The sequence below is a fragment of the Neisseria shayeganii genome, assembly GCF_014054965.1.
GTDB classification, from domain to species: domain Bacteria; phylum Pseudomonadota; class Gammaproteobacteria; order Burkholderiales; family Neisseriaceae; genus Eikenella; species Eikenella shayeganii.
This window is the reverse complement of record NZ_CP059567.1, coordinates 2217379-2240991: the sequence shown is the minus strand read 5'-3', so window position 1 is coordinate 2240991 and position 23613 is coordinate 2217379. Positions and strand designations below refer to the sequence as shown.

Below are 23613 nucleotides of genomic sequence, written 5' to 3'. Positions count from 1 at the left end.
ATGACGCGGCGCAAATTTATCTGCGGCGGCTTGGTGGCGACACGCCACAGGCTACCTGAAACCGTGCCGACAGGCTTTCAGGTAGCCTGGGGCCGGAATGCGGCTTCGGGGGTAAGCGGCGGCAGCAATAAGGGGATTTTGCGCGTGCCCAGGCGCTGGTCGGCGCGGTGAAGGGTGGCGGCGTAGGCCTGCGGGTCGGGCAGGCGGACGGCTTGTACCGGCGCGAGTTGGCCGATGCGGCGGGCATAGGCGTATTGCGGATTGGCGGCCAGCGCTTCGTCGAGACGGGCGGCCAGTTGCGGCGGCCAGGGCGTGTGCTCCGGCAGCAGCAGGCGGTAATGCGGCGGGTTGGCGGCCACGCCTTGCAGCAGCGCCTGTTCGGGCAGCCGCTTATCCACCGCCAGCAGGGCGCGGCGCACAAAGGCTTCGGTGAGTTTTTCGCCGCATAAATCGCTGGTGAGGTGGTCTCGGCCGATGAATTCGAGTTGGGGCAGGGCGCCGGAAAAGCCGTATACGGCCACGCGGTCGCCGGTGTCGTAGCGGTAGAGGCCGCCTTGGGTGGTGACGATCAGGCGGTAGTCCTGCCCGCTGTTAAGCTGGTGGGCCGGGCGGATGCTGCCGTCGGCGGCGGCAAATTCGTAGAAGTGGCTGTCCACCGCCAATAAGGGCTGCGGGCTACCTGAAAAGGGCAGGCTGCTGACGGCTTCGGTGGCGAGCAGGCCTTTGCCTTGTAGGTGCACATCGGGCAGCAGGGCCTGCAGCTCGGCGGCGGGCAGGGCGGCGGTGTGGCTGTTCCAGCAGCTCACGGTGTCCAGTTGCGGCCACAACAGGCGCGCATCGAAGCGGCCGCCGCGGAAGGCGTGTTGGGCGGTGCGGCGGCGGTGGGGGTCGCTCAAGCTGGCGAGCAGGCTGTCTTGTTCGGCAACTAGGGTGTGGAAAATGGCCAGCAGCAGGGTGGGGCTCCACACCGAAATCAGGCTTAGATCGGCGGCGGAGAGCAGCAGGCGGGCGCTGTGCCATTGCCATTCGGCGGCGCTGCGGGCTTGGGTGAGCTCGGCTTGGAACAGGGTTTGCGCGGCCAGCGCGGCGCCGGTTTCCTCGCCGAAGTAGGCCAGATCGCTGCCGCTGCCGATGGGCGTGCCGCCTGCGGTATGATGGCGGCTGCGGGCGGCCGGGCTGATGATGAAAAACAGGCGGCCGGCAAAAGCCTGCGGGCGGTGCTGCGCCAAATCGGCCAGCCAGGGCAGCACGCCGCGGCGGAAGGCGGCCAGGAGGCTGGCGGTGTAGGGAATCAGTTTGGCGCCGCCGGAAGAGCCGCCGGTTTCCTCAAACTGGATCACCGGCTCGGCGGTAAGCAGGCCGTTGCCGCCGGCAGCCAAGGCGTCGATGTCGGCGCGGTAGTCTTCGTAGCGGCGGATCGGCACTTGTTGGGCAAAGGCTGAATACCCCGCCATGTCGGCAAAGCCGTGTCGGCGGCCGAAGACGCTGGCGGCGTTCTGTTGCAGAATCTGTTGCAGAATCTGCTGCTGGGCGGCTTCGGGGTGGCGGGCGGCTAGCTGAAAACGCTTGAGTGCGGCGGCAAGCAGGGCGGTGGGCAGGGGCATGACGGCCTCGCGGCAGGAAGATAAAGCGCTATTGTCGGCAGGGGCGGCGGTTTTGGCAAAGCTATTCAAGAGATACGGGAGGAAAAAAATGGTACGCATCGACATCGGCACCGATTTGCCGTGCTCGGCAGAACAAGCGGCGGCGGAAGTATGCCGGCCGCGGCTGTTGCACTATGTGGCCTGGCCGCTGGTGGTGTTCCGCCCGCGCGAGCCGGCGGCATGGCCCGAGCGCTGGGTGCCCGGCACTTATCGGGCGGGTCTGTATTTGGGCGGGGTGCTGCCTGTCGGCGGGCAGGCGATTGTGATTTCCTATCCGCAGCAGGCCGCCTTTGCCCTGCTCGACGACGGCCACGGCCGCCTGATCCGCCGCTGGTCGCACCTGATCACCATCGAGCCGGATGGCACGGGCGGCTGCCGTTACCGCGATAGGGTGGAGATTGCCGCCGGCTGGCTGACTTGGCCGGTGGCGCTGTTTGCCCACGTGTTTTACCGCTACCGCCAATACCGCTGGCGGTGGCTGGTGCGGCAAGGTTTCGATTACGGGCGGTTTGCTTAGGGTGAAGGCGGCTTTGGCGATATAATGCCGCCTGTTTTGCTCCGGCACCCGCCGAGGCTACCTGAAAGCACACACATGAACGAAATGAAGCACATTGCCGTGTATTGCGGCTCCAATTTGGGCGAAAACCGCGCCTATTACGAGGCGGCGCAGGCCATGGGCCAAGCGATTGCCCGTCGCGGCAGCCGTTTGGTGTACGGCGGCGGCCGCATCGGCCTGATGGGCACGGTGGCCGATGCGGTATTGGCCGCCGGCGGCGAAGTCACCGGCGTGATCCCGGTGTTTCTGCGCGAAAAAGAAATGGCGCACGACGGGCTGACCGAGCTGATCGAAACCGAAGATATGACCAGCCGCCGCCTGAAGATGATTGCGCTGGCCGATGCCTTTGTGGCCCTGCCCGGCGGCTTGGGCACTTACGAGGAATTGTTTGAAGTGCTGTCTTCCGCCCAGCTGCGCCTGCACAACAAGCCCATCGGCGTGCTCAACAGCGGCGGCTTTTTCGATCCGCTGCTGGCGCTGATGCGCCACACCGCCGAGCAGGGCTTTATGCCGCCGGCCAATGTGGGGCTGTTGTGCGTGGCCGATACCGCAGAGGGCTTATTGGCCGAAATGGCGGCCTACCGTTATCAGGAGGCGGGCAAATGGATTCAGCCGGCATGGACGCGCGAAGCAGCGGTGTAAACGGCGCGGCGATACTCGGTTTCGGCCATCTCGGCCGCCCGCTGGCCGAAGCCCTATACCAGCAAGGCTGCGCGGTGGCGGCGCTGAAACGCCGGCTGACTTCCGACGACATCTGCCTGCCGATTGCTTTGGAAGCCGCCGATCTCAATGCGCCCGAAGTGTGGACGCAGCCGTTTTGGGCAGAACATTGGGCCGGCAAAGCCACTTGGTTCTGCCTGCTGCCGCCCTCGGCGGTGGCCGATTATGCAGACGTGATCGGCCGCTGGTTGGCGCTGGCCGAGCGTTTTCAGGTAGCCCATATCGTGTACGGCAGCAGCATCGGCGTGTACGGCGGCGCGGTGCGCGATTGCGATGAAAACACGCCGCCGCAGCCCGATACCGAGTCGGCACGCAAAGTATTGGCCGCCGAACAGCTGATGTGGACGAGCGCGGTGCCGAATGTGAGCCTGCTGCGTTTGGGCGGCCTGTACGCTGCGGAGCGCCATCCGCTGTACAGCCTGCTGCGCCGCCCGAGCGCCCGAGCGCCCCATGCGCCGGCCAATATGCTGCACCGCGACCGCGCTGTGGCCGCTTTGCTGGCCGCTGCCGGCCACCCGTCCGGAAGGTTGATCCGCAATGTGGTGGAAACCCCGCATCCGTCCCGCCTCGATTTTTACCGCCGCGAAGCCGTCAAACTCGGCGTGGCGGTGCCGGAATTTGATTTGGACGACCACAGCGGCGGCAAAAAAGTGTATTCGCTTTGGGCTGCCGCGGACGAATGTTCCAGCTGGCCTGAGGCTACCTGAAAGCCGCCGGTCAAGGCCGATTCGGAGAAAAGGATAACCTAAGATGAACAAAATAAACCTGTTTTTGGCCGCCTGCTTGCCTGCCCTGGGTTTGCTGTCGGCCGCCCCCGCCGCCGCCCAGCCGCCGAGCGAAGAATCGGTGGCGCGGCTGATGGCGGTGCAGAATATGGAGGCCAGCGTGCCGCCAAATGCTGCCGGCTGCCTCCGCCGTGATGGAAGAGGAATTCCGGCGCGATTTGCAGCGCCGCGGTTATTCCGAAGCGCAGCAGAATACCTTGCGCAAAACGGTGTTTCCCTTGATTGACCAGGCGTTGCAGCGGGCGATGAGTTCGCCCCAGCTGCACAGCGAAATGAAGGCCGTCGTCCGCCAGGCACTGCGGGAAACCTATACCCAAGAGGAGGTGGATGCGTTGGTGGCTTTTTATGCCTCGCCGGCCGGGCAGTCTTTGCTGCGCAAACAGGGGCAGCTGACCACCCTCATCATGACCCGCATCCGTTCGCTGGGCGTCCGCTACACCGAAGCCGAAATGAACCGCATCCGCCCGCAAATCGAACGCGCCTGGCGGCAAGTCGATCCCGATTTCCGTGCCGAATAAAGCCGTTCAGGCTACCTGAAAGCAGACCATGTATCCGATTCTCAACCACCTGATCGCCCAAAATCCCGAAACGCGCAGCGCCTTAGCCGCCCACAGCGGCCGCCGCTTCGAGCTGGCTGCCGCCGGCTGGCGCCTGTGCGCCGTGATTTCGGAAGAAGGTTATCTGGCTGCCGCCCAAGGCGATCCCGAGGCCGTGCTGCGCTTTCGCAACAGCGCGGTGCAGAAAGTGTTGCAGGGGCAGACGCCCGGCGTGGGCGACATCGAAGTGGCGGGCGACCATGCGTTGGGCATGGCGCTGCTGCCGCTGATCGGCGGCCTGCGCTACCACGCCGCGCAAGACATCCGCCGTCTGTTCGGCGAAGCGGCCGCCGAGCAGGCGCAAACCGCCGGCCGCCAAATCCGCAGCGATTGGGCGGACGTGAAGCAGGGCGTGTTCGACAGCGTCAGCGATTATGTGCGCCGCCACGACGATACCTTGGCCGTCCACCGCGACACTTTTGCGCCGTTTGCCGAGGCGGTGGAAACCCTGCGCGACGATGCCGCCCGTTTGGAAGCCCGTTTGAAACGCCTGGCGCGTTAAGCGCTTTCAGGTAGCCTCCGTTTGCCCCCTCCGCTACAATCGCCCGCTTTTTTGATGATCAGCCACCCATGAACAACCCGAATCTGCCGCCGCGCCGTTTGTCTGTGGCCCCCATGCTCGATTGGACCGACCGCCATTATCGCTATATGGCGCGCCAAATCAGCCGCCATACCTGGCTTTACACCGAAATGATCAATGCCGGTGCGGTGGTGTACGGCGACGAAGCGCGTTTTCTGTTGAAAGACGAATGCGAGCAGCCGGTGGCCTTACAGTTGGGCGGCAGCGATCCGGCCTTGCTGGCGGCGGCAGCCAAAAAGGCGGCGGCTTATGCTTATGACGAAATCAACCTCAACTGCGGCTGCCCCAGCCCGCGGGTGCAGAAAGGCGCGTTCGGCGCCTGTTTGATGCAGGAGGCGGATTTGGTGGCCGATTGTTTGAATGCCATGCAGGAGGCGGCGCCCGAGTGCGCAGTCACGGTGAAGCACCGCATCGGCGTGGACAGGCAAACCGAATATCAAACCGTGGCCGACTTTGTCGGTACCCTGGCGCGCAAAACGGCCTGCCGCACCTTTATCGTGCATGCCCGCAATGCCTGGCTGGACGGCTTGTCGCCCAAGGAAAACCGCGATGTGCCGCCGCTCAAATACGAATATGTGTACCGCCTGAAGCGCGAGTTTCCCGAGTTGGAAATCATCATTAACGGCGGCATCACCGACAATGAGCAGATCGCCGCCCACCTGCAGCAGGTGGACGGCGTGATGGTGGGGCGCGAGTGTTACCACAATCCGATGATCATGCGCGATTGGGATCAGCGTTTTTACGGCAGCAGGCTACCTGAAACCACCCATGCCGAATTGGTGGACCGGCTGTACCGCTATATGGCGGCGCAGATTGCCGCCGGCCGCGGCACCACGGTGCGCCATATGGCGCGTCATTATTTGGGCCTGATGCACGGCCTGAAAAACGCCCGCACGTGGCGGCGGATGCTGTCGGACGCGGCCTTGCTCAAGCCGAACCGGCCGGAATTGATTTTAGAGGCATGGGCGGAGCTGGCGCCTTTCGTGGGGCAGGCAGAGCAGTAAGCGGTGCCGACGCCCGCAAAACCGTTGCCATTTCGCAACCGGCCACCGGCTTTTGCGGGGTAGCGATCATCATTTGGTCACAATAGTGCTATGATTCAGGCGGTTTTGATACCGCTCAAAAAAACTGAATATACTGTTTCGGAGACTTTCACAATGAAAATGAACCAATCTGTTTTGGCCGCCATGATGATGGCTTTTGCCCTGAGCGCCTGCGGCGACAAAGCCGCTGACCCTGCGCCTGCCGCCAGTGAAGTAGCCGCTCCGGCTGCCAGCGAAGCGATGCCTGCTTCTGCTGCTCTGCCCGCTTCTGAAGCCGCGCCGGTTGAGCCGGCCTCTGCGCCTGCCGAAGCCGCTACCACTTCTGCCACCCCGGCAGCTTTGGATGCGACTTGCCAAGCCTACTTCGACCGCGTGGAAGCCTGCTTGGCCAAAGTGGACCAAGGCGTAGCTGCTTCTTTTGCCACCCAAAACGAAGAGCTGAAAAAATCTTTGGCTGAATCGCCTGCCGAACAACAAGCCGCTGCTTGTAAACAAGCCAACGATATGTTTACCGAAAGCGCCAAAGCGCTGAACTGCGAATAATCCGGCCGCTTCTGCCAACCCCGCCTGCATCAGGCGGGGTTGTTTTTCTCTTTTCAGGTAGCATGGGGTTGGCAGCGCAGCGGTGTGGTACGGCTGCGGTGCTGGGGGAAAACCTCCCCGCTTTCGGCGCTGGCCATGCTCGCTGCCCCCTAAATCCTGACTGCCATTCCGAGACCTTTGCAAACCCCCCATCTGCGGCGCATTTCTGCGTTGTGCGTTTATGCCCTATGGGTACTGCTCGCTCACTTGCCTATCGTGTGATATGTCTGCGTTCGCTGCGCTGCTACGCCTTGAACTGCATCCACATCTGGAGGTTTTGCAAAGGTCTCATTCCGTTTGTTTGCGCTGATGAATACCTTTTTTTCCTCCTTGCAGTTCGCCCTCAATATCATGCTGCCCAATATCCTGTTGCTCTTACTGGGTTGGGGTTTGAAACGGATAGGCTACCTGAACGAAGCGTTTTGCGCCGAGGCCTCGCGCACCGTGTTTTTGGTGTCGCTGCCCTTGCTGCTGTTTCTCGGTATTCTCAACGGCGAGGCCGATTATGCCGCCCAATCCGTGCTGTTGGCGGCCGGCATCGGCAGCACCCTGATGATTTTTACCCTGGCCGAGTGGGCGGCGGCGCGTTGGGTCAAGCAGACGGCGGACAAAGGCGTCTTCGTGCAGGGCGTGTTCCGCGGCAACCTCGCCATCATCGGCCTGTCTTTGTGTGCCAATGCCTATGGCGCGGACGGCTTGGCGGTGGCGGCGGTTTACACCGGCGTGGTGACGATTCTCTACAATATTCTGGCGGTGATTACGCTCAGCCGCCATCAGGGCCAGCGGCCCAAATTGGGCGCCATGCTGCTGACCATGTTGAAAAACCCGCTGATTCTGGGCATTGCCGCCGCCATGCTGGTGCAGCAAAGCGGGATCGTTGTGCCCAAGCCTTTGTTGACCACGGCCAAGTATCTGGGCGATTTGGCGCTGCCGTTGGCTTTGCTGTGCGCGGGGGCTACGTTTAATATGAAGAGCCTGTTCGGCGCGGGCGACATTTCCCTGTGGGCCAGTGCCGGCCGTTTGCTGTTTGCGCCTGTGCTGGCGGTGGCGGTGGGTTTGGCCTTCGGCTTGCGCGGGCTGCACATGGGGGTGCTGTTTCTGATGTCGGCCACGCCGGTGGCGGCGGCCAGCTATGTGATGACCCGCGCCTTGGGCGGCAATGCCACGGCGGCGGCCAATATCCTCGGTTTCACCACCGCCGCTTCCATGCTCACCACTTCGCTGGGTATTGTGCTGATGCACCTGCTGGGCTGGATGTGAGGCCGGATTGGGGGCAAACCGCTTCTGCGCCGGCAGGCAAAGAATGCTTGCACCACGTGTTACAATGGCGCCGTTTTCTTTTCAGGTAGCCTTTTATGCAGCAATATCTCGATCTGATGCGGCATGTGCTCGATAGCGGCACCGATAAAGCCGACCGCACCGGCACCGGCACCCGCTCGGTGTTCGGCCATCAAATGCGTTTTGATTTGGCGGCCGGCTTCCCCCTGCTCACCACCAAAAAACTGCACTTGCGTTCCATCATTCACGAATTGCTGTGGTTTTTGCGCGGCGACACCAATATCGGCTACCTGAAAGCCAATAATGTGTCGATTTGGGACGAATGGGCCGACGAAAACGGCGACCTCGGCCCGGTGTACGGTTACCAATGGCGTTCCTGGCCTGCGCCCGACGGCCGCCACATCGACCAAATCGCACAAGTGGTGGCGCAGATCAAAAACAATCCCGACAGCCGCCGCCTGCTGGTGTCGGCTTGGAATCCCGCCTTGGTGGACGAGATGGCGCTGCCGCCCTGCCACGCCCTGTTCCAGTTTTACGTGGCCGAAGGCAGGCTTTCCTGCCAGCTCTACCAGCGCAGCGCCGATATTTTTCTCGGCGTGCCCTTCAATATCGCCAGCTACGCCCTGCTCACCCTGATGATGGCGCAAGTCTGCGGTTTGCAGCCGGGCGAATTCATCCACACTTTGGGCGACGCCCACCTGTACAGCAACCACTTCGACCAAGCCCGTCTGCAGCTGGCGCGCGCCCCCCGTCCTTTGCCGAATATGCTGCTCAATCCGGCGGTGGACGATTTGTTTGCCTTCCGCTTTGAGGATTTCGAGCTGCAAGATTATGATCCGCATCCGCACATCAAAGCCGAAGTGGCGGTGTAGTGTGGCGTTTGGGTTGCAGCCGTGTAAATCCGTCCGCCTTTTCTTGCGCCGCCCGCGGCTTTGCGGCATAATTCCGCGCTTGTCTTTTGAAGTATAGGCACATTCCCTATACCCGCTTTCTCAAGGAAAACATCATGAAACCCAATACCCATCCCGACTACCACGATGTTCAGGTAAGCTGCTCTTGCGGCAACCAGTTCACCACCAAATCTGCCATGAGCAAAGAAGCGTTCAGCATCGAGGTGTGCTCCGAATGCCATCCTTTCTACACCGGCAAACAAAAAATCGTGGACAGTACCGGCCGCGTAGACAAATTCAATCAAAAATTCGGCAATATGTTCAAACGCTGAATCTGAGTTAAGGCTGCTGCGGCAGCCTTTTCTTATGGGCAACTGCCCCCATAATCGTTTTTTTCGGCGTCTTTGCGGCCCGCATCACACACGGCGGCTGCCGGCCGCCACCTTAAACCATCATCAGAGGAAACCTCATGACCGAATATCCCCAAGTCGGCAGTCCCCTGTTTTACGGCGTGTTTTTCGTTGCCGTATTGATCATGATTGCCATCGATATGCTGACCTTGAGAAAAAGCGGCGCCCACAAGGTCAGCGCCAAGGAAGCCCTGTTTTGGAGCGCCGTTTGGGTGGCCGTCTCCTGCGCCTTTGCCGGCTGGCTGTATTTCGAGCTGGCGGGCAACCCGGCTTACGGCAAAGCGGTGGCCACCGAAAAAGTGTTGGAATACTTTACCGGCTATGTGTTGGAAAAATCGCTGGCGGTGGACAATATTTTTGTGTTCCTGATGATTTTTTCCTATTTCAAAGTGCCGCCGGAATATCAGCACCGCGTGCTGCTGTACGGCGTGTTCGGCGCCATCGTGCTGCGTGCGCTGATGGTGGGCATCGGTGCCGTGCTGGTGCGTGAATTCAGCTGGGTACTGTATATCTTCGGCATCTTTCTCATCTTCACCGGCCTGAAAATGCTGAAGCCGGAAAAAGAAGAGGCCGCCGATTTGGGCCGCAATCCGCTCTTGCGTTGGTTGACCAGCCACATTCCGGTGAGCAAAAACTTCGATCAGGAAAAATTCTTCACCGTAGAAAACGGCAAAAAAATGGCCACCCCGCTGTTGCTGGTGTTGGTGATGATCGAGCTGAGCGACGTAGTGTTTGCGGTGGACAGCATCCCCGCCATTTTCGCCGTGACCACCGATCCCTTTATCGTGCTCACTTCCAATATTTTCGCCATTCTCGGCCTGCGCGCGATGTATTTCCTGTTGGCCGATATCGCCGACCGCTTTGTATTCCTCAAATACGGCTTGGCTTTTGTGCTGACCTTCATCGGCGTGAAGATGCTGATTGTGCATTGGGTGCACGTGCCCATACCGGTTTCGCTCGGTGTGATTTTCGGCGCCTTGGGCTTGTCGATTCTGATTTCCCTGCTGCACAACCGCCGCAGCGGTTCCGCGCAACACTAAGCGCTGCGCACACGGCCGCCATCAGGCTACCTGAAGCCTTTCAGGTAGCCTGATGTGCTGCAAGCGGTGCGGCTTTCGCGTAAAATGCCGCCCGTTTTGATTACTTCCCCCACAGGATGCCCGCCCATGATCAATCCCATTTCCGCCCTGTCTCCGTTGGACGGCCGCTACGGCAAATCCGTTGAAGCCCTGCGCCCGATTTTCTCCGAATACGGCCTGATGAGGGCCCGTGTCAAAGTGGAGCTCAGCTGGCTCAAAGCGCTGGCCGCCGAAGAGAAGATCCGCGAAGTGCCGGCTTTCAGTGATTTCACCCTCAACGAAATCGACCAAGTGATTGCCGATTTCTCTCTGGATGACGCCGCCGCCGTCAAAGCCATCGAAGCCACCACCAATCACGACGTGAAAGCCATCGAGTATTGGCTGAAAGAGCGTTTCAACGGCGTGCCGGAAGTGTTGGCCGTGAGCGAATTCATCCATTTCGCCTGCACCAGCGAAGACATCAACAACCTCTCCCACGGCCTGATGCTCAAGCAGGCGCGCGACGAAGTGCTGCTGCCCAAATTGCGCGAAGTGGCCGACAAACTGCGCGACATGGCGCACCATCTGGCTGCGGTGCCGATGATGAGCCGCACCCACGGTCAGCCCGCCACCCCCACCACCCTGGGCAAAGAAATCGCCAACGTGCTCGCCCGCCTCAACCGCCAAATCGGCCTGCTGGAAAAACAGGAATTCTTGGGCAAAATCAACGGCGCGGTGGGCAATTACAACGCACACATGGTGGCTTATCCCGATGTGGACTGGGAGGCGCACTGCCGCTATTTCGTCGAACTGGACTTGGGGCTGACCTTCAACCCCTACACCATCCAAATCGAGCCGCACGACTACATGGCCGAATTTTTCCAAACCCTCAGCCGCATCAACACCATTCTGATTGATTTCAACCGCGACGTGTGGGGCTATATTTCGCTGGGCTACTTCAAACAGAAAGTGAAAGCCGGCGAAGTGGGCTCGTCCACCATGCCGCACAAAGTGAACCCCATCGACTTTGAAAACTCCGAAGGCAATCTGGGCATGGCCAACGCCGTGCTGGGCTTTTTGGCGGAAAAACTGCCGGTATCCCGCTGGCAGCGCGACCTCACCGACAGCACCGTGCTGCGCAATATGGGCGTGGGCGCGGGCTTCACCCTGCTCGGCTTGGTGGCCCACCTGCGCGGCCTGAACAAATTGGAAGCCAACCCCGCCGCCCTGGCTGCCGACTTGGACGCCACTTGGGAATTGCTGGCCGAGCCCATCCAAACCGTGATGCGTCGTTACGGCGTGGCCAACCCCTACGAAAAACTGAAAGACCTCACCCGCGGCAAGGACGGCATCACGCCGGAGGAATTGAAAGTATTTGTGGAAGCGCTGGAGATTCCGGCCGAAGCAAAAGCCGAACTGCTGAAGCTGACCCCCGCTGCTTATGTGGGTAAGGCCGAGGCGTTGGCCAAGCGCATTTAAACCCCGCCGCAAATGGATACAGGCTACCTGAAAGCGTTTCAGGTAGCCTTTGTTTTGCCTGGGTCGCCGCTTGTCAAGCGCGGCGGTGTGCCGATGTTGCACAAATGCCGAGGGCGGGGCAATCGGCCTCAATCATCGGGCCGCTTTTGGTACAATATGAGCGTAGTTAAGCGTTTCCGACATCCCCTCAGTACGCAAGGATATTTTGATGACTTCCCACAACCCTGCAGTCGGTATGAAAGGCGTCAATTTTGTGGCGGCGGCCGTTTTGCTCGCCATTTCGGCCTATTTTGTTTATTGGGGATTGGGCTACACCCATTACAACCATCCGATTCTGTTCGTGCTGGCCGCCTTTCTCGGCATTTTTATGGCCTTCAACATCGGCGGTAACGATGTGGCCAACTCTTTCGGCACTTCGGTGGGCGCCGGTACGCTCACCATCCCGCAGGCTTTGGCGATTGCCGCCCTGTTTGAAGTGAGCGGGGCGGTGTTGGCGGGCGGAGAGGTTACCTCCACCATCCGCAGCGGCATTGTCGATTTGGGCGGTTTGGATATCCGGCCGCTGCAGTTTGTCTACATCATGATGGCGGCCTTGGCGGCGGCAGCTTTTTGGTTGCTGTTTGCCACCCGCAAAGGTTGGCCGGTGTCCACCACCCACGCCATCATCGGCGGTATTGTGGGCGGTTCGCTGGTATTGGGTTTCCAGATCGGCGGCCCGGAGGGCGGTTTGAGTCTGGTGAAGTGGAGCAAAATCGGCGAAATCGCCATTTCTTGGGTGCTGTCGCCCCTGCTCGGCGGCCTGACCTCTTATCTGATTTTCAAATGCATCAAAAAATACATTCTCGGTTATAACGAAGCCGCCGAAATGCAGATTCGCGCTTTGCGCCAGCAGAGAACGGATTACAAAAAAAGCCACAAAACGCTGTTCGACCAAATGACCGAGGTGCAGCAGCTGGCCTACACCGCCGCCATGGTGCGCGATGCCCAGATTTACAATGAGGGCAATTACCGCGAGGAAGATTTGGAGTCCGATTATTACCGCGAGCTGCACCAAATCGAGCGGCGCAAACATGAAGTGGCCGCTTTCCGCGCCTTGCAGGTGTGGGTGCCGGTAGTGGGCGCGGTGGGCGGCATGATGATTGCGGCCATGCTGCTGTTTAAAGGTTTGAAACACCTTAACCTCGGGCTGACCGATACCCACAACGTCCTCATCATGGGCATGGTGGGCGCGGCGATTTGGATGGCGACTTTCGCTTATGCCCGCCAGCTGAAATCGGGCGACAGCACCGACCGCGCCACTTTCATCATGTTCAGCTGGCTGCAAGTGTTCACCGCCTGCGGCTTCGCCTTCAGCCACGGCTCCAACGACATCGCCAATGCCATCGGCCCGTTTGCCGCCATCATGGACGTGTTGCGCAGCGGCGAGGTGGGCAGCAAGGCGGCGATTCCGCCGATTGCCATGCTCACGTTCGGCGTGGCCTTGATTGTGGGTTTGTGGTTTATCGGCAAAGAAGTGATTGCTACGGTGGGCGAAAATCTGGCGAAGATGCACCCCTCCTCCGGTTTTACCGCCGAGCTGGCGGCCGCCACCATTGTGATGCTGGCCTCTGCCTTGGGCTTGCCGGTATCCAGCACCCATATCTTGGTGGGCGCGGTGCTCGGCATCGGTTTGGTGAACAAAAACGCCAACTGGGAATTGATGAAACCGATTGCGCTGGCCTGGGTGATTACCGTGCCGGCAGCCGCCACGCTGGCGGCGGTGAGCTTCCTGCTGTTCAATGGCATTTTCGGTTGAACGGATGTTTTCAAAAGGCTACCTGAAAACCTTTCAGGTAGCCTGATTGTTTTGATTGGAATGGTTGTGCCATGAATATTGCTTTTGAACTGTGGGTGGTTTTTATTTTGGCGGCTGCCGTGCTGAGCGGCCTGCTGGTGTGGTTGTGGCTGCGCGGCCGCTTCCAGGCCGACCGCCACCGGCTGCAACTGGCCAACACCGCCCTGCAGGAAAACCTGCAGGCGGCGCTGCAACGGCAGCAGGACAGCGAAACCGCCCGCCGGGCGGCAGAGGAGCGGCTGGCCGAATGGCAGCAGCGCTGCCACGGCGAGCAGGGCCGTGCCGCAGCGGCGGCGGAAGCGGCGCGCCAATGGGAAGCGCGGGCGGAGCGGAGCGAACGCAGCCGGCAGGAGGAAGCGCAAGAGTATGCTGCATTACAGCAGGAGCTGGCCGATCTGCGCCTGCGCCACGAGCGGCTGTGCACCCAAATCGAGCAGGAACGGCTGGCGCAAGACGAGAAACTGGCTCTGCTGGGCGAGGCGCGGCAAAGCCTGAGCAGCCAGTTCCAACAGTTGGCCAACGAGATTTTGGAAGAGAAAAGCCGCCGTTTCAGCGAGCAAAACCGCGAGCAGCTCGGCCTGCTGCTGAATCCCTTAAACGAGCGCATCAGCGGTTTCAGCCAGCTGGTGCAGAACACTTATGAAAAAGAAGCCAAGGAGCGGCTGACGCTGGAAAACGAGCTTAAGCGCCTGCAGCAGCTCAATCACCAGCTGCACGACGACGCCCAGGCGCTGACTCAGGCTTTGGTGGGCAGCCGCAACAAAAGCCAGGGCAACTGGGGCGAGATGATTTTGGAGAAAGTGCTGGAAAGTTCGGGCTTGGTGAAAGGGCGCGAATACAGCGTACAGAGCGGCGGCCGCCAAACCGACGACGAAGGCCACACCCGCTATCTGCAGCCCGATGTCTTGGTGCACCTGCCGGAAAACAAACAGCTCATCATCGACGCCAAAGTGTCGCTCACCGCCTATGTGCGCTACACCCAGGCGCAGACGGCGGAGGAGGCTGAAGCCGCGCTGGCGGCCCATTTGGCTTCCGTGCGCCAACACATCAAAACCCTGTCGGCCAAATCGTACAGCGACATCGAAGGGCTGACTTCGCTGGATTTCGTGTTTATGTTCGTGCCGGTGGAGCCGGCTTATCTGTTGGCATTGCAGCATGATCCCGAGCTGTTTCAGGAGTGCTTCGACAAACGCATCATGCTCACCGGCCCCGGTACGCTGCTGGCCACGTTGCGCACGGTGGCCAATTTGTGGCGCAACGAATACCAAAATCAAAACGCGCTGAAAATCGCCGAAGAAGGCGGGCGGCTGTACGACAAATTCGTCGGCTTTGTCAGCACGCTGGAAGGGGTGGGCAAAAATCTGGAACAGGCGCAAAGCTATTACCAGCAAGCCTTCAAGCAGCTGTCGGCAGGGCGCGGCAATTTGGTGAACCGGGCGCAGAAGCTCTACCAACTCGGCGTGAAAGCCGGCAAACAGCTGGATCGCGGCTTGGCCGAGCAGGCGGAGGGGGAAGCCGAGGCGCTGCCCGGGCTACCTGAACAGGATCAGGCGGCAGGAGAAACGCCGGACAAGGCGAATTCCACTGCCGACAAAGCATGAATTTCTGCGCTGTCGAATAAGGGCAGCACACAGTCTTCGGCCTGCAACAGCAGGCCGATTTCTGTACAGCCCAAGATCACGCCTTGCGCGCCTTGTGCCTGCAGGCCGGCAATGATGTCGAGATAGCGGGCTTTGGAGCCGGATTCGATGTGCCCCAGGCAGAGTTCGTCAAAAATAATGCGGTGGACGGCGTCTTGTTCTTCCGGCGTCGGCACCAGGGTGGCGATGCCCAAGCGTTGCATCCGTTCGCGGTAAAAGCCGTCGCTCATGGTGAAGCGGGTGCCGAGCAGGGCCACGGTGTCCAAGCCTTGCGCCCGAATGGCGGCGGCGGTGGCGTCCACCACATGCAGCAGCGGTATCGAAACTGCGGCTTCGATTGCGGGTGCCACTTTGTGCATGGTATTGGTGGCGAGCACCAAGATTTCGGCGCCGCAGGCGGCCAGGCGGCGGGCGCTGTCGGCCAATATCGCGCCCGCCGCCGCCCAATCGCCGGCTTTTTGCAAAGCAACAATGCGCTCGAAATCCACGCTGTGCATCACGATGTCGGCGCTGTGGTTGCCGCCGAGACGGGCATTCACGCTGCGGTTGATGATTTGGTAATACAGTACCGTGCTTTCGGGGCTCATGCCGCCGATGATGCCGATGGTTTTCATGGCTTTTTCCTCGTGAATGGCAGATCGGCCTAAGCTTAGGACAGGCTACCTGAAAGCGGTTGGGCGGGTGCGCTGTCGGTTTGGGCGACCGGCTCTTGCATCAGTGCCTGCATCAGCTCGGCGGTTTCCGCTTCTAAGGCGCGCAGGCGTTCGGCCAGCTGCTCGTTCATGTGCAGGGGCAGGGAAGGGTCGTGCGATTCGGCCAAAATATGCTGGCGCCGGTCGTCGCGGGCGGTATAGAGGTCGGCCAGCTCTCGCGCTTTCCCGGCGGAGATGCCCAAAGCTTCCAAGGCCAAACGGCCGCTGTGCACGGCGGCATCGAAGGTTTCGCGCACCACATGGTTGGCGCCGGCGCGGTATAAATCGTGGCTGTGCCAATGGTCGTAGGCGCGGGCGATGACCGGCAGCTGCGGATAATGGCGGCGCACGAATTCGATGATTTCGATGGCGCGGCTGCGGTCGTCAATGGCCACAATCAACAGTTTGGCCCGCTGCAGGCCGGCGGAGGCGAGAAGTTCGGGGCGGTTGGCGTCGCCGTAATAGGTTTTCAGGCCGAATTGGGTCAGGCCGTCCACCGTTTCCGCGTGGTAGTCGATCACGGTGGAGTGGTAGCCGCAGGCGGCCAGCATGCGGTTGATTTGCAGGCCGAAGCGGCCGTGGCCGAGCAGGATGATCGGTTTTTCATCGCCGATTTCGTCATCCGGGCGGTGGTTGGCGGCGTTGTCTGCCGTTTTGTTGAGGCGCTCGTAGAGGATAAATAGCAGCGGGGTCGCCACCATGGAGAGGGCGATCACCAGCAGGATGCGGTCGGCCAGCAGCGGCGGCAGCAGGTGGCTCTGTTTGCTGATCGACAACAATACAAAACCGAATTCTCCGGCTTGTGCCAAGCTGAGAACGAGCAGCTTGTTGGCCGCCGAATCGAGGCGGAAGATTTTGCCCAACACCAACAGCACCAGCATTTTCAACAGCATCAGGCCGCCGGTGAGGCCGAGGACCAGCCACCATTCCCCGCCCAAGAGCTTGAAGTTGATGCCGGCGCCCACGGTGATGAAAAACAGCCCCAACAGCAGCCCTTTAAACGGCTCCAGATGGCTTTCCAGCTCGTGCCGGTAGGCGCTTTCCGCCAGTGCCACGCCGGCGATGAAGGTGCCCAGTGCGGGCGAGAGGCCGATGACCGACATCAATTCGGCGATGCCCACCACCAGCATCAGGGTAAAGATGGTGAACATTTCGCGCAGCCCGGTGCGCCCGATGCGGCGGAAAGCGGCGGGCACGATGCGGCGCACGCCAAATACGATGGCGGCCAGCATCAGCGCGGTGGCCAGCGCCTGCAGCCACACCGGTTCGCCGGCCAAGAGATTGATGGAATGGTCGGCATCGGGCGCATTGGCCGCCGCACCGGCTGCGCCTAAAAGCGGCAGCAGCGCCAGCATCGGGATGGCCGCCACGTCTTGAAACAGCAGCACCATAAAGCCCGCCTGCCCGCCCTGCGTATTGAGCAAACCTTTTTCGCCCAAGGTTTGCAGCACGATGGCGGTGGACGACAGGGCCAGGATGCAGCCCACTGCCACGCCGACTTGCCAGCTTTGGCCCAGAGCCACCGCCGCTCCGGCAATCAGGGCCACACTGAGGCCGACCTGCAGGCCGCCTAAGCCCAATAATTTGTGCCGCAGCTGCCACAAAGTGTGCGGCGCCAGCTCCAAGCCGACCAGAAACAGCATCATTACCACGCCGAATTCGGCCACGTGCTGGATGGTCTCCACTTCCTTGCCCACCAAACCCAATACGGGGCCGATGGCGATGCCGGCCATCAGGTAGCCCAATACCGAGCCGAGGCCGAAGCGTTGCGAAACCAAGACCGCGGCAACGGCGGCAAACAGATAGATGAAGGCGTAAAGCAGAATCTCAGACATGGCGGTGAAGACGGAATGGGAGGGACAGCGCAGTCGCTTGATTGTGGAGAAAGGAGACGGCGCACGGAAGAGGGGCAGGCTACCTGAACAGGCCGCCCGAGCGATGCAGGCGGTTTGGGGCCTGTGCACAGACAATTCAGGCTACCTGAAATGCTTTCAGGTAGCCTGAGACCTTTGCAAAACCGCCGTCTGCGGCGCATGGTCGCATTGTGCGCTGCTACGCCTGGAACGGCTTGCCATCTGGGGTTTCTGCGAAGGTCTCAGCCTGAAGCAGGATTAGCCGATTTCGGCGGCGTATTGTTCGGCGGTCAGCAGGCCGTCCAGATCGGCGGCGTTGGCCGGGCGGATTTTGAAGAACCAGCCTGCGCCGTAAGGATCGCTGTTGGCGGTTTCGGGGGCGCCGACCAAGTTTTCGTTAACCGCCAGCACTTCGCCGGCAATCGGGGCGTAAACGTCGGAAGCGGCTTTCACCGATTCCACCACGCCGGCTTGGTCGTCGGCGGCCAGGCTGGCGCCCACTTCGGGCAGCTCTACAAAAACGATGTCGCCCAACAGCTCTTGCGCATGCTCGGTAATGCCCACGGTAACGCTGCCGTCGGCTTCTAGACGCAGCCATTCGTGGCTGGATACGTATTTCAAATCAGCGGGGATATTGCTCATGGTGTGTTCTCCAAGTGGGTAAAGAGCGGCCGATAGTAGTTGGCCGGTTGGGTAATTCAAAGGGTTTGGCCGTGCGGCCTGATAGCGGGCATCGTGGGCCATGCGTCCCCCAAAACGCCGCCAGGCCTGCCGCTTTCAGGTAGCCTGTTGCCAAGGCTACCTGAAAGCGGGGCATGGCATCACTCGAATTGTTTTTGGCCGTTGCGCACAAACGGCAGTTTCAGCACGCGCACGTCCACTTCTTTGCCGCGCATCAGCACTTTGGCGGTGTCGCCTTCAAAGGCTTTCGGCACGCGGGCGATGGCGATGGACTGCTTCAGGCTGGGCGAGAACACGCCGCTGGTGGTGATGCCTTGGCCTTCGGGCGTCACCACTTCCATGCCTTCGCGTAAAACACCGCCTTTGGCCAGCAAGAGGCCGACTTGTTTGACGTCCACGCCTTGTTCTTTGAGGGCGACGAGGGCGGTTTTGCCGATGAAGTCGCGGCTTTCGTCTTTCAAATCCACCGTCCAGCCCATGCCGGCCTGCAGCGGGCTGGTTTCGTCGTCCATGTCGTGGCCGTAGAGGTTCATGCCGGCTTCCATGCGCAGGGTATCGCGGGCGCCGAGACCGCAAGGCTGAACGCCGGCTTCGCGCAGGGCGGCAAAGAAGGCAGTGGCTTCGCTGCCGGGCAGAATCACTTCCACGCCGTCTTCGCCGGTGTAGCCGGTGCGGGCGACAAACCAGTCGTTGCCCAAATCGGCACCTTGGAAGGGCTTGAGCGCATTCACGGTTTCTGCCCATTCGGGTTTGACGGCGAGCAGTTTTTCAATGGCTTTGGGGCCTTGCACGGCGAGCATGGCAAGATCGTAGCGGGGAGTGATGTCAACGCCGAACGCTGCGCCCACTTTGGCGAATTGGGCCAGGTCTTTTTCGCGGGTGGCGGCGTTGGAGACGATGCGGTATTGGGTTTCGGCTTCGTTGGCGCGGTACACGATGAGATCGTCCATCACGCCGCCGTTGTCGTTGAGCATGGCGGAATAGAGGGCTTTGCCGACGAAGGAGAGTTTGGCTACGTCGTTGGCGAGCAGTTTTTGCAGCCAGGCTTTGGCCTGTTCGCCGCGGATGTCGGAAACCAACATATGCGAAACGTCGAACATGCCGGCATCGGTGCGCACGGCTTCGTGTTCCTGGATTTGCGAACCGTAGTTGACGGGAAGCGCCCAGCCGGCGAAATCAACGAGTTTGCCGCCGGCGTCTTGGTGGGCGGCATAGAAAGGGGTCTGCTTTAAGCTCATGGGAGCGTACTCCTGGTGTTGGGGGAAACGGTTGTCTGTTGGTTGCCTAGGCCGGCAAGGAAGCGAATTGGTCCCGCATAAGTTTATGGCATGCGTGAAATCTAAGCTTTCGCACCAAAGTTGCTGTGGCTACAGGGGCGGCAAACCGGTGTAACGGCACCGGGATCAGGCTGTCCGCTTGCTTGAACCAGGTCGCCTTGATTTGGCCTTTTGCTCAATGTCTTATATGTTGGTGGCCGCCATAAATCGACACAAAATGCCCTTTTTGCAGTGTTTGCGGGCAATATTTTTGCAAAGGTGACGCAAAGGGGCAGTCTCTGCCGCAAGCCTTAGCCGCCCAAGCCCTGCCTGTTCGGGGAGGCTGTTGCAGGGGTATGTTGGCCGATGAATGAGAGGGCAGGCTTTACCCTATTTAACAGCCGGCTGTTCAGGTTTTATTGAATCGACAAAGGTCGGGCCTGAATAAAACGGTTGGCTTTTAGTAAGTGCCCAGGGGCGGAGACATCCGGTCTTTGTGCGAAACGGGCTGAATTATCGCCCGATTTAGAAAATAGGGGCAAGGCTTAAATGCGGCTTGGCATGTACGTTGCTCAAATCATAAACAGACGACACCCGGCTTAACTTTTTTTGACAATTTATGTCATATTTAAGTAAATGAACTACCGATCCCGTTGAATATTGTGAAGCTTAGGAAGCGGGATGTGAAATAGGCACTAAAATTTCCTTGCTAATCCTAACTTTGGAATTTTATTCCAACGGCATTTCGATATAATGCGCCCATGTTCCGATTGTAGAGTGATCACTGCTGATACCGTCGGGACAAGAAAAAGGTTGAAGTATTCGGATATTAATAAACGGGAAAATAGGGAGCTGTCTTAGGTGATTTCAGTTAAGGCGGCTGTCGTCATGATCAATGCAAATCAATGGGAAAAACAGCAGCATGACAACAACCACAACCACTTTAGATAAAACCGACTTAAAAATCCTGCAGGTATTGCAGGGCAACGGCCGATTGACCAATGTGGAGTTGGCCGAAAGGGTGGCGCTGTCGCCCTCGCCCTGCCTGCGGCGCCTGAAGCAGCTCGAGGAAGCGGGGGTGATCCGCAGTTATGCCGCCTTATTGAGCCCGGAAACGGTGTGCTTGGGTCTGCAGGTGTTTATCCGGGTGTCGGTAGATAAGGGTAGCCATTCGCGGGACGGCTTTGCCGAATCGGTCAAACAATGGCCGGAGGTACTGAGCTGCTTTGCGCTCACCGGCGAAACCGATTATATGTTGCATGCCTTCTTCACCGATATGCAGGCTTTTTCACACTTTATTCTGGATACCTTGCTGTCGCACCCGGGCGTGCTGGATGCGCGCTCCAGCTTTGTATTGCAGGAAGTGAAAAACTCAACCGCATTGCCGCTGCATCATTTGGCGGCAGATTGAATATTTGCCCGGTTGGTCGGCTTTCAGGTAGCCCGATGTGGTGTTGAAACTACCTGAATGCCTTGATTTCGACAGCAAATTTTGATTTTGCCGAACGGCAGGGTTTATAATCCTGCCCTTTTTTCTGTCTGCAGGAAACCCAACCCATGAATGCTGTTCCGGATGAGGCTGCTGTTTTGGCCGATACCCGCCATTGGCTGGAGACGGCGGTGATCGGTTTGAATTTGTGCCCGTTTGCCAAGGCGCCGTATGTGAAAGGCCGGGTGCGCATAAAGGTTAGCCGGGCCCGGCATTTGGATGCTTTTTTGGAAGATTTGGACTGCGAGCTGCAATATCTGGCTTCCGTGGCGGCAGAGGAGGTGGAAACCACGTTGTTGGTGCATCCCACGCTGTTTCCCGACTTTCTGCTCTTCAACGATATGTTGGAATTGGCCGATGCGGCGGTGGCCGACAACGGCTTGGAAGGCGTGTTGCAGATTGCGCCTTTTCATCCCGATTTCCAATTTGCCGACACGGAGGCGGACGACATCGGCAATTATACTAACCGCAGCCCTTACCCCACCTTGCATTTGATTCGCGAAGACAGCATTGCCAAAGCGGCGGAGGCGTTTCCCGACGCCGCCGAGATTTTCGAGCGCAACATCGCCCTGTTGGAAGAAATGGGGCGCGAGGGGTGGGACAGCTTGGGCGTGGCCGGCGCTTGTCCGCACAAACGGGAGCCGTCGTGATTGTCCGGGCTTTATTGTGGGTGGCCGGTGCGGTTTCTCTGCTGACCGGCATCGTCGGCATTTTTTTGCCGCTCTTGCCCACCACGCCGCTGGTGCTGTTGGCGGCTGCCTGCTGGGCGCGGGCGTCGCCGCGTTTCCACCGCTGGCTGCACCAACATCCTTATTTCGGGCCGATGGTACAGGATTGGGAGGAGCGCCGCGCCGTGCCCAGGCGGGGCAAATATTTGGCGGCCGTTATGATGACGATTTCCTGCAGTTGGATGTTTTATGCCTTTCCTGAGCGTTGGTGGGCGGCGGCCATCACTTCGCTTATCTGCTTTTGTGTGACCGTTTGGCTGTGGCGTCTGCCAGATGCTTGAGGCGGAGAGAGGGACGGCGCAGGCAGATGTGATGTTTGCCTTTTTCGCTTGGAAACGCAGGAAGCCTTCGCATAAAAAAATCGCCCCGTTGGCCGGCCAGCGGGGCGATTTGTATTGTTTCGGGCTGAGACCTTTGCAAAACCGCCAGATGTAGATGCAGTTCAAGGCGTAGCAGCGCAGCGAGCGTGAACGCTAGGACTCCCCGTGGGACAGACATATCTCTAGATAGGCAAGCGAGCGAGCAGTACCCATAGGGCATAAACGCATAATGCAGAAATGCGCCGCAGATGGCGGTTTTGCAAAAGTCTCAGGCTACCTGAAAATAATGCCGTCAGGCCGCATCTTCATGAATAAAGCGTACCCCGGCCAGCTGTGATTGCAGTACGGCCTGCCTGATGGCCGCCAGTGCTTTCGGGCGCACGAAATTGCGGCGGCTGGCCAGCACGATGCGGCGCTGCGGCACCGGCGGCTCGAAAGGCACGATGGAGAACAACAGGTGGTCGTTGTCGGTCAATGCACTGGAGGGCAGCACGCTGATGCCCAAGCCGCTGGCCACCATGTGGCGGATGGTGTTGATGGAGCTGCCTTGCACGGTATTTGCCAAACCGGGTATCCGTTGGCGGGAAGCGAGTTCGGAGCAGCTTTCCATGATTTGGTCGCGCAGGCAGTTGCCTTCGTTCAGCAGCAAAACCTGTTGGCTGGCCAAAGCATCGGCGGATACGGCGTCCAACTCTTCAAACTCATGGCCCTTGGGCACGATCACGAAAAAAGGTTCGTCATACAAGGGCGTGGTCACAATGCCCGGCTCGTGATAGGGGGCAGCCACCACCAGAGCGTCCAAGTCGCCTTTTTTGAGGCGGTCGGTTAAGGCTTGGGTGTAGTGTTCCTCCAGCATCAGCGGCATGCCGGGTGCCAGCTGGCGCAGCGACAGAATCAGGCGCGGCAGCAGATAGGGGGCAACGGTAAAAATCAAACCGAGTTTGAAGGCGCCGCTCAACTCGTTTTGTTCGATGGCCGCCATATGCTTGATGCGGTCGGCCTCCTCCAAGACGCGGTGGGCTTGTGCCACGATGCGCTCGCCCGCTTCGGTGGTTTTCACTTCGCTGCTGCTGCGGTCGAATAGGGAAACGGCCAGCTCTTCCTCCAGTTTTTTGATGGCGATGGAGAGCGTGGGCTGGCTCACGAAGCAGCGTTGGGCCGCCCGGCCAAAGTGGCGCTCCTGCGCCACGGCCACGATGTAGCGTAACTCGGTCAGGGTCATGTTCGGTCGGCCTCGGCTTTGCGTTGCGCGTCCGGCAGAATGATGTTGAGCTCCAAAACGTCCACGCCGTCTTGTTTTTCTTGCGAAATGCGGATGTCATCCAGCGAGACGTTGACGTATTTGGACAGCACTTCCAGCAGCTCTTTCTGCAGGGTGGGCAGGTAGTCGGGCGCCTGCTCTTTCACGCGCTCCTGTGCGATGATGATTTGCAGGCGGTCGCGCGCGACTTGGGCCGACTTCTGTTTTTTGCCGAACAGCATATCGATCAGAGACATGGC

At 59.8% G+C, this 23613-nt stretch carries 24 protein-coding genes; 17 read left to right on the top strand and 7 right to left on the bottom strand.

Annotation, left to right across the window (positions count from 1 at the left end):
• Window positions 1–77 precede the first annotated feature (77 nt).
• The gene (locus H3L94_RS11035; RefSeq protein ID WP_244958762.1) at window positions 78–1703 is read right to left on the bottom strand and encodes a GH3 family acyl-acid amido synthetase; all 1626 of its coding nucleotides are present in this window, start codon (window positions 1701–1703) and stop codon (window positions 78–80) included.
• Between H3L94_RS11035 and H3L94_RS11030 the strand changes: the two genes are divergently transcribed.
• The 14 genes from H3L94_RS11030 (at window position 1693) to H3L94_RS10965 (ending at window position 15055) form a co-directional block, all read left to right on the top strand.
• The gene (locus H3L94_RS11030; protein WP_182122029.1) at window positions 1693–2160 is read left to right on the top strand and encodes a hypothetical protein; all 468 of its coding nucleotides are present in this window, start codon (window positions 1693–1695) and stop codon (window positions 2158–2160) included. The two genes, H3L94_RS11035 and H3L94_RS11030, sit on opposite strands and share 11 nt — an antisense overlap.
• Before the next feature lie 84 nt (window positions 2161–2244).
• A complete protein-coding gene (locus H3L94_RS11025; RefSeq protein ID WP_182123175.1) occupies window positions 2245–2841 on the top strand; it encodes an LOG family protein in 597 nt (198 codons plus the stop codon).
• Window positions 2802–3626 (top strand): Rossmann-fold NAD(P)-binding domain-containing protein, encoded by an 825-nt coding sequence (locus H3L94_RS11020; RefSeq protein WP_244958759.1) that lies wholly within the window; start codon window positions 2802–2804, stop codon window positions 3624–3626. The genes H3L94_RS11025 and H3L94_RS11020 overlap by 40 nt, the downstream gene beginning before the upstream one ends.
• Before the next feature lie 188 nt (window positions 3627–3814).
• Window positions 3815–4222, top strand: coding sequence for a DUF2059 domain-containing protein (locus tag H3L94_RS11015; protein ID WP_182122028.1), 408 nt, complete (start codon window positions 3815–3817; stop codon window positions 4220–4222).
• Window positions 4223–4250: 28 nt separating this feature from the next.
• Complete coding sequence (locus H3L94_RS11010; protein WP_182122027.1) at window positions 4251–4802, top strand: ubiquinone biosynthesis accessory factor UbiJ; 552 nt, start codon at window positions 4251–4253, stop codon at window positions 4800–4802.
• A gap of 68 nt (window positions 4803–4870) precedes the next feature.
• Window positions 4871–5884 (top strand): tRNA dihydrouridine(20/20a) synthase DusA, encoded by a 1014-nt coding sequence (gene dusA / locus H3L94_RS11005; protein WP_182122026.1) that lies wholly within the window; start codon window positions 4871–4873, stop codon window positions 5882–5884.
• 159 nt (window positions 5885–6043) lie between these two features.
• Window positions 6044–6466 (top strand): DUF5339 domain-containing protein, encoded by a 423-nt coding sequence (locus H3L94_RS11000; protein ID WP_182122025.1) that lies wholly within the window; start codon window positions 6044–6046, stop codon window positions 6464–6466.
• Window positions 6467–6814: 348 nt separating this feature from the next.
• Window positions 6815–7765 (top strand): AEC family transporter, encoded by a 951-nt coding sequence (locus H3L94_RS10995; protein WP_244958758.1) that lies wholly within the window; start codon window positions 6815–6817, stop codon window positions 7763–7765.
• A gap of 95 nt (window positions 7766–7860) precedes the next feature.
• Complete coding sequence (locus H3L94_RS10990; RefSeq protein WP_182122023.1) at window positions 7861–8655, top strand: thymidylate synthase; 795 nt, start codon at window positions 7861–7863, stop codon at window positions 8653–8655.
• 134 nt (window positions 8656–8789) lie between these two features.
• Window positions 8790–9005 (top strand): 50S ribosomal protein L31, encoded by a 216-nt coding sequence (gene rpmE, locus H3L94_RS10985; RefSeq protein ID WP_009119161.1) that lies wholly within the window; start codon window positions 8790–8792, stop codon window positions 9003–9005.
• Window positions 9006–9142: 137 nt separating this feature from the next.
• The gene (locus H3L94_RS10980; protein WP_182122022.1) at window positions 9143–10123 is read left to right on the top strand and encodes a TerC family protein; all 981 of its coding nucleotides are present in this window, start codon (window positions 9143–9145) and stop codon (window positions 10121–10123) included.
• Window positions 10124–10249: 126 nt separating this feature from the next.
• The gene (gene purB / locus H3L94_RS10975; protein WP_182122021.1) at window positions 10250–11620 is read left to right on the top strand and encodes an adenylosuccinate lyase; all 1371 of its coding nucleotides are present in this window, start codon (window positions 10250–10252) and stop codon (window positions 11618–11620) included.
• Window positions 11621–11828: 208 nt separating this feature from the next.
• Window positions 11829–13415, top strand: a complete 1587-nt coding sequence (locus H3L94_RS10970) for an inorganic phosphate transporter (RefSeq protein ID WP_220457309.1) — start codon at window positions 11829–11831, stop codon at window positions 13413–13415.
• A 71-nt stretch (window positions 13416–13486) separates the two neighbouring features.
• Complete coding sequence (locus tag H3L94_RS10965; protein WP_182122020.1) at window positions 13487–15055, top strand: DNA recombination protein RmuC; 1569 nt, start codon at window positions 13487–13489, stop codon at window positions 15053–15055.
• Here the strand turns inward: H3L94_RS10965 and H3L94_RS10960 are convergent.
• From H3L94_RS10960 to gcvT, 4 genes are all read right to left on the bottom strand, one after another.
• Window positions 15001–15708, bottom strand: a complete 708-nt coding sequence (locus H3L94_RS10960; protein WP_220457308.1) for an aspartate/glutamate racemase family protein — start codon at window positions 15706–15708, stop codon at window positions 15001–15003. The two genes, H3L94_RS10965 and H3L94_RS10960, sit on opposite strands and share 55 nt — an antisense overlap.
• A gap of 35 nt (window positions 15709–15743) precedes the next feature.
• Complete coding sequence (locus tag H3L94_RS10955; protein WP_182123173.1) at window positions 15744–17621, bottom strand: monovalent cation:proton antiporter-2 (CPA2) family protein; 1878 nt, start codon at window positions 17619–17621, stop codon at window positions 15744–15746.
• A 276-nt stretch (window positions 17622–17897) separates the two neighbouring features.
• On the bottom strand, window positions 17898–18281 hold the full coding sequence (gcvH, locus tag H3L94_RS10950) for a glycine cleavage system protein GcvH (protein ID WP_182122019.1): 384 nt from the start codon (window positions 18279–18281) through the stop codon (window positions 17898–17900).
• Window positions 18282–18460: 179 nt separating this feature from the next.
• Window positions 18461–19558, bottom strand: a complete 1098-nt coding sequence (gene gcvT, locus H3L94_RS10945) for a glycine cleavage system aminomethyltransferase GcvT (RefSeq protein WP_182122018.1) — start codon at window positions 19556–19558, stop codon at window positions 18461–18463.
• Between the two features lie 940 nt (window positions 19559–20498).
• On the opposite strand from gcvT, the gene H3L94_RS10940 reads away from it, so the two are divergent.
• The 3 genes from H3L94_RS10940 to H3L94_RS10930 all read left to right on the top strand — a co-directional run bounded on the left by H3L94_RS10940 (window position 20499) and on the right by H3L94_RS10930 (window position 22074).
• Window positions 20499–20987: an Lrp/AsnC family transcriptional regulator gene (locus H3L94_RS10940; RefSeq protein WP_040660898.1), complete on the top strand. Its 489-nt coding sequence runs from the start codon at window positions 20499–20501 to the stop codon at window positions 20985–20987.
• A gap of 146 nt (window positions 20988–21133) precedes the next feature.
• Window positions 21134–21715, top strand: a complete 582-nt coding sequence (locus tag H3L94_RS10935; RefSeq protein WP_182122017.1) for a DUF1415 domain-containing protein — start codon at window positions 21134–21136, stop codon at window positions 21713–21715.
• Entirely contained in the window at window positions 21715–22074 is a 360-nt protein-coding gene (locus tag H3L94_RS10930) for a YbaN family protein (RefSeq protein WP_182123171.1), read from the top strand. Before H3L94_RS10935 ends, H3L94_RS10930 begins: the two co-directional genes overlap by 1 nt.
• Before the next feature lie 331 nt (window positions 22075–22405).
• Here the strand turns inward: H3L94_RS10930 and H3L94_RS10925 are convergent, their stop codons facing one another.
• Window positions 22406–23335: a hydrogen peroxide-inducible genes activator gene (locus H3L94_RS10925; protein ID WP_182122016.1), complete on the bottom strand. Its 930-nt coding sequence runs from the start codon at window positions 23333–23335 to the stop codon at window positions 22406–22408.
• Window positions 23332–23610, bottom strand: coding sequence for a cell division topological specificity factor MinE (gene minE, locus H3L94_RS10920; RefSeq protein WP_009119142.1), 279 nt, complete (start codon window positions 23608–23610; stop codon window positions 23332–23334). The genes H3L94_RS10925 and minE overlap by 4 nt, the downstream gene beginning before the upstream one ends.
• Between the last annotated feature and the right edge of the window lie 3 nt (window positions 23611–23613).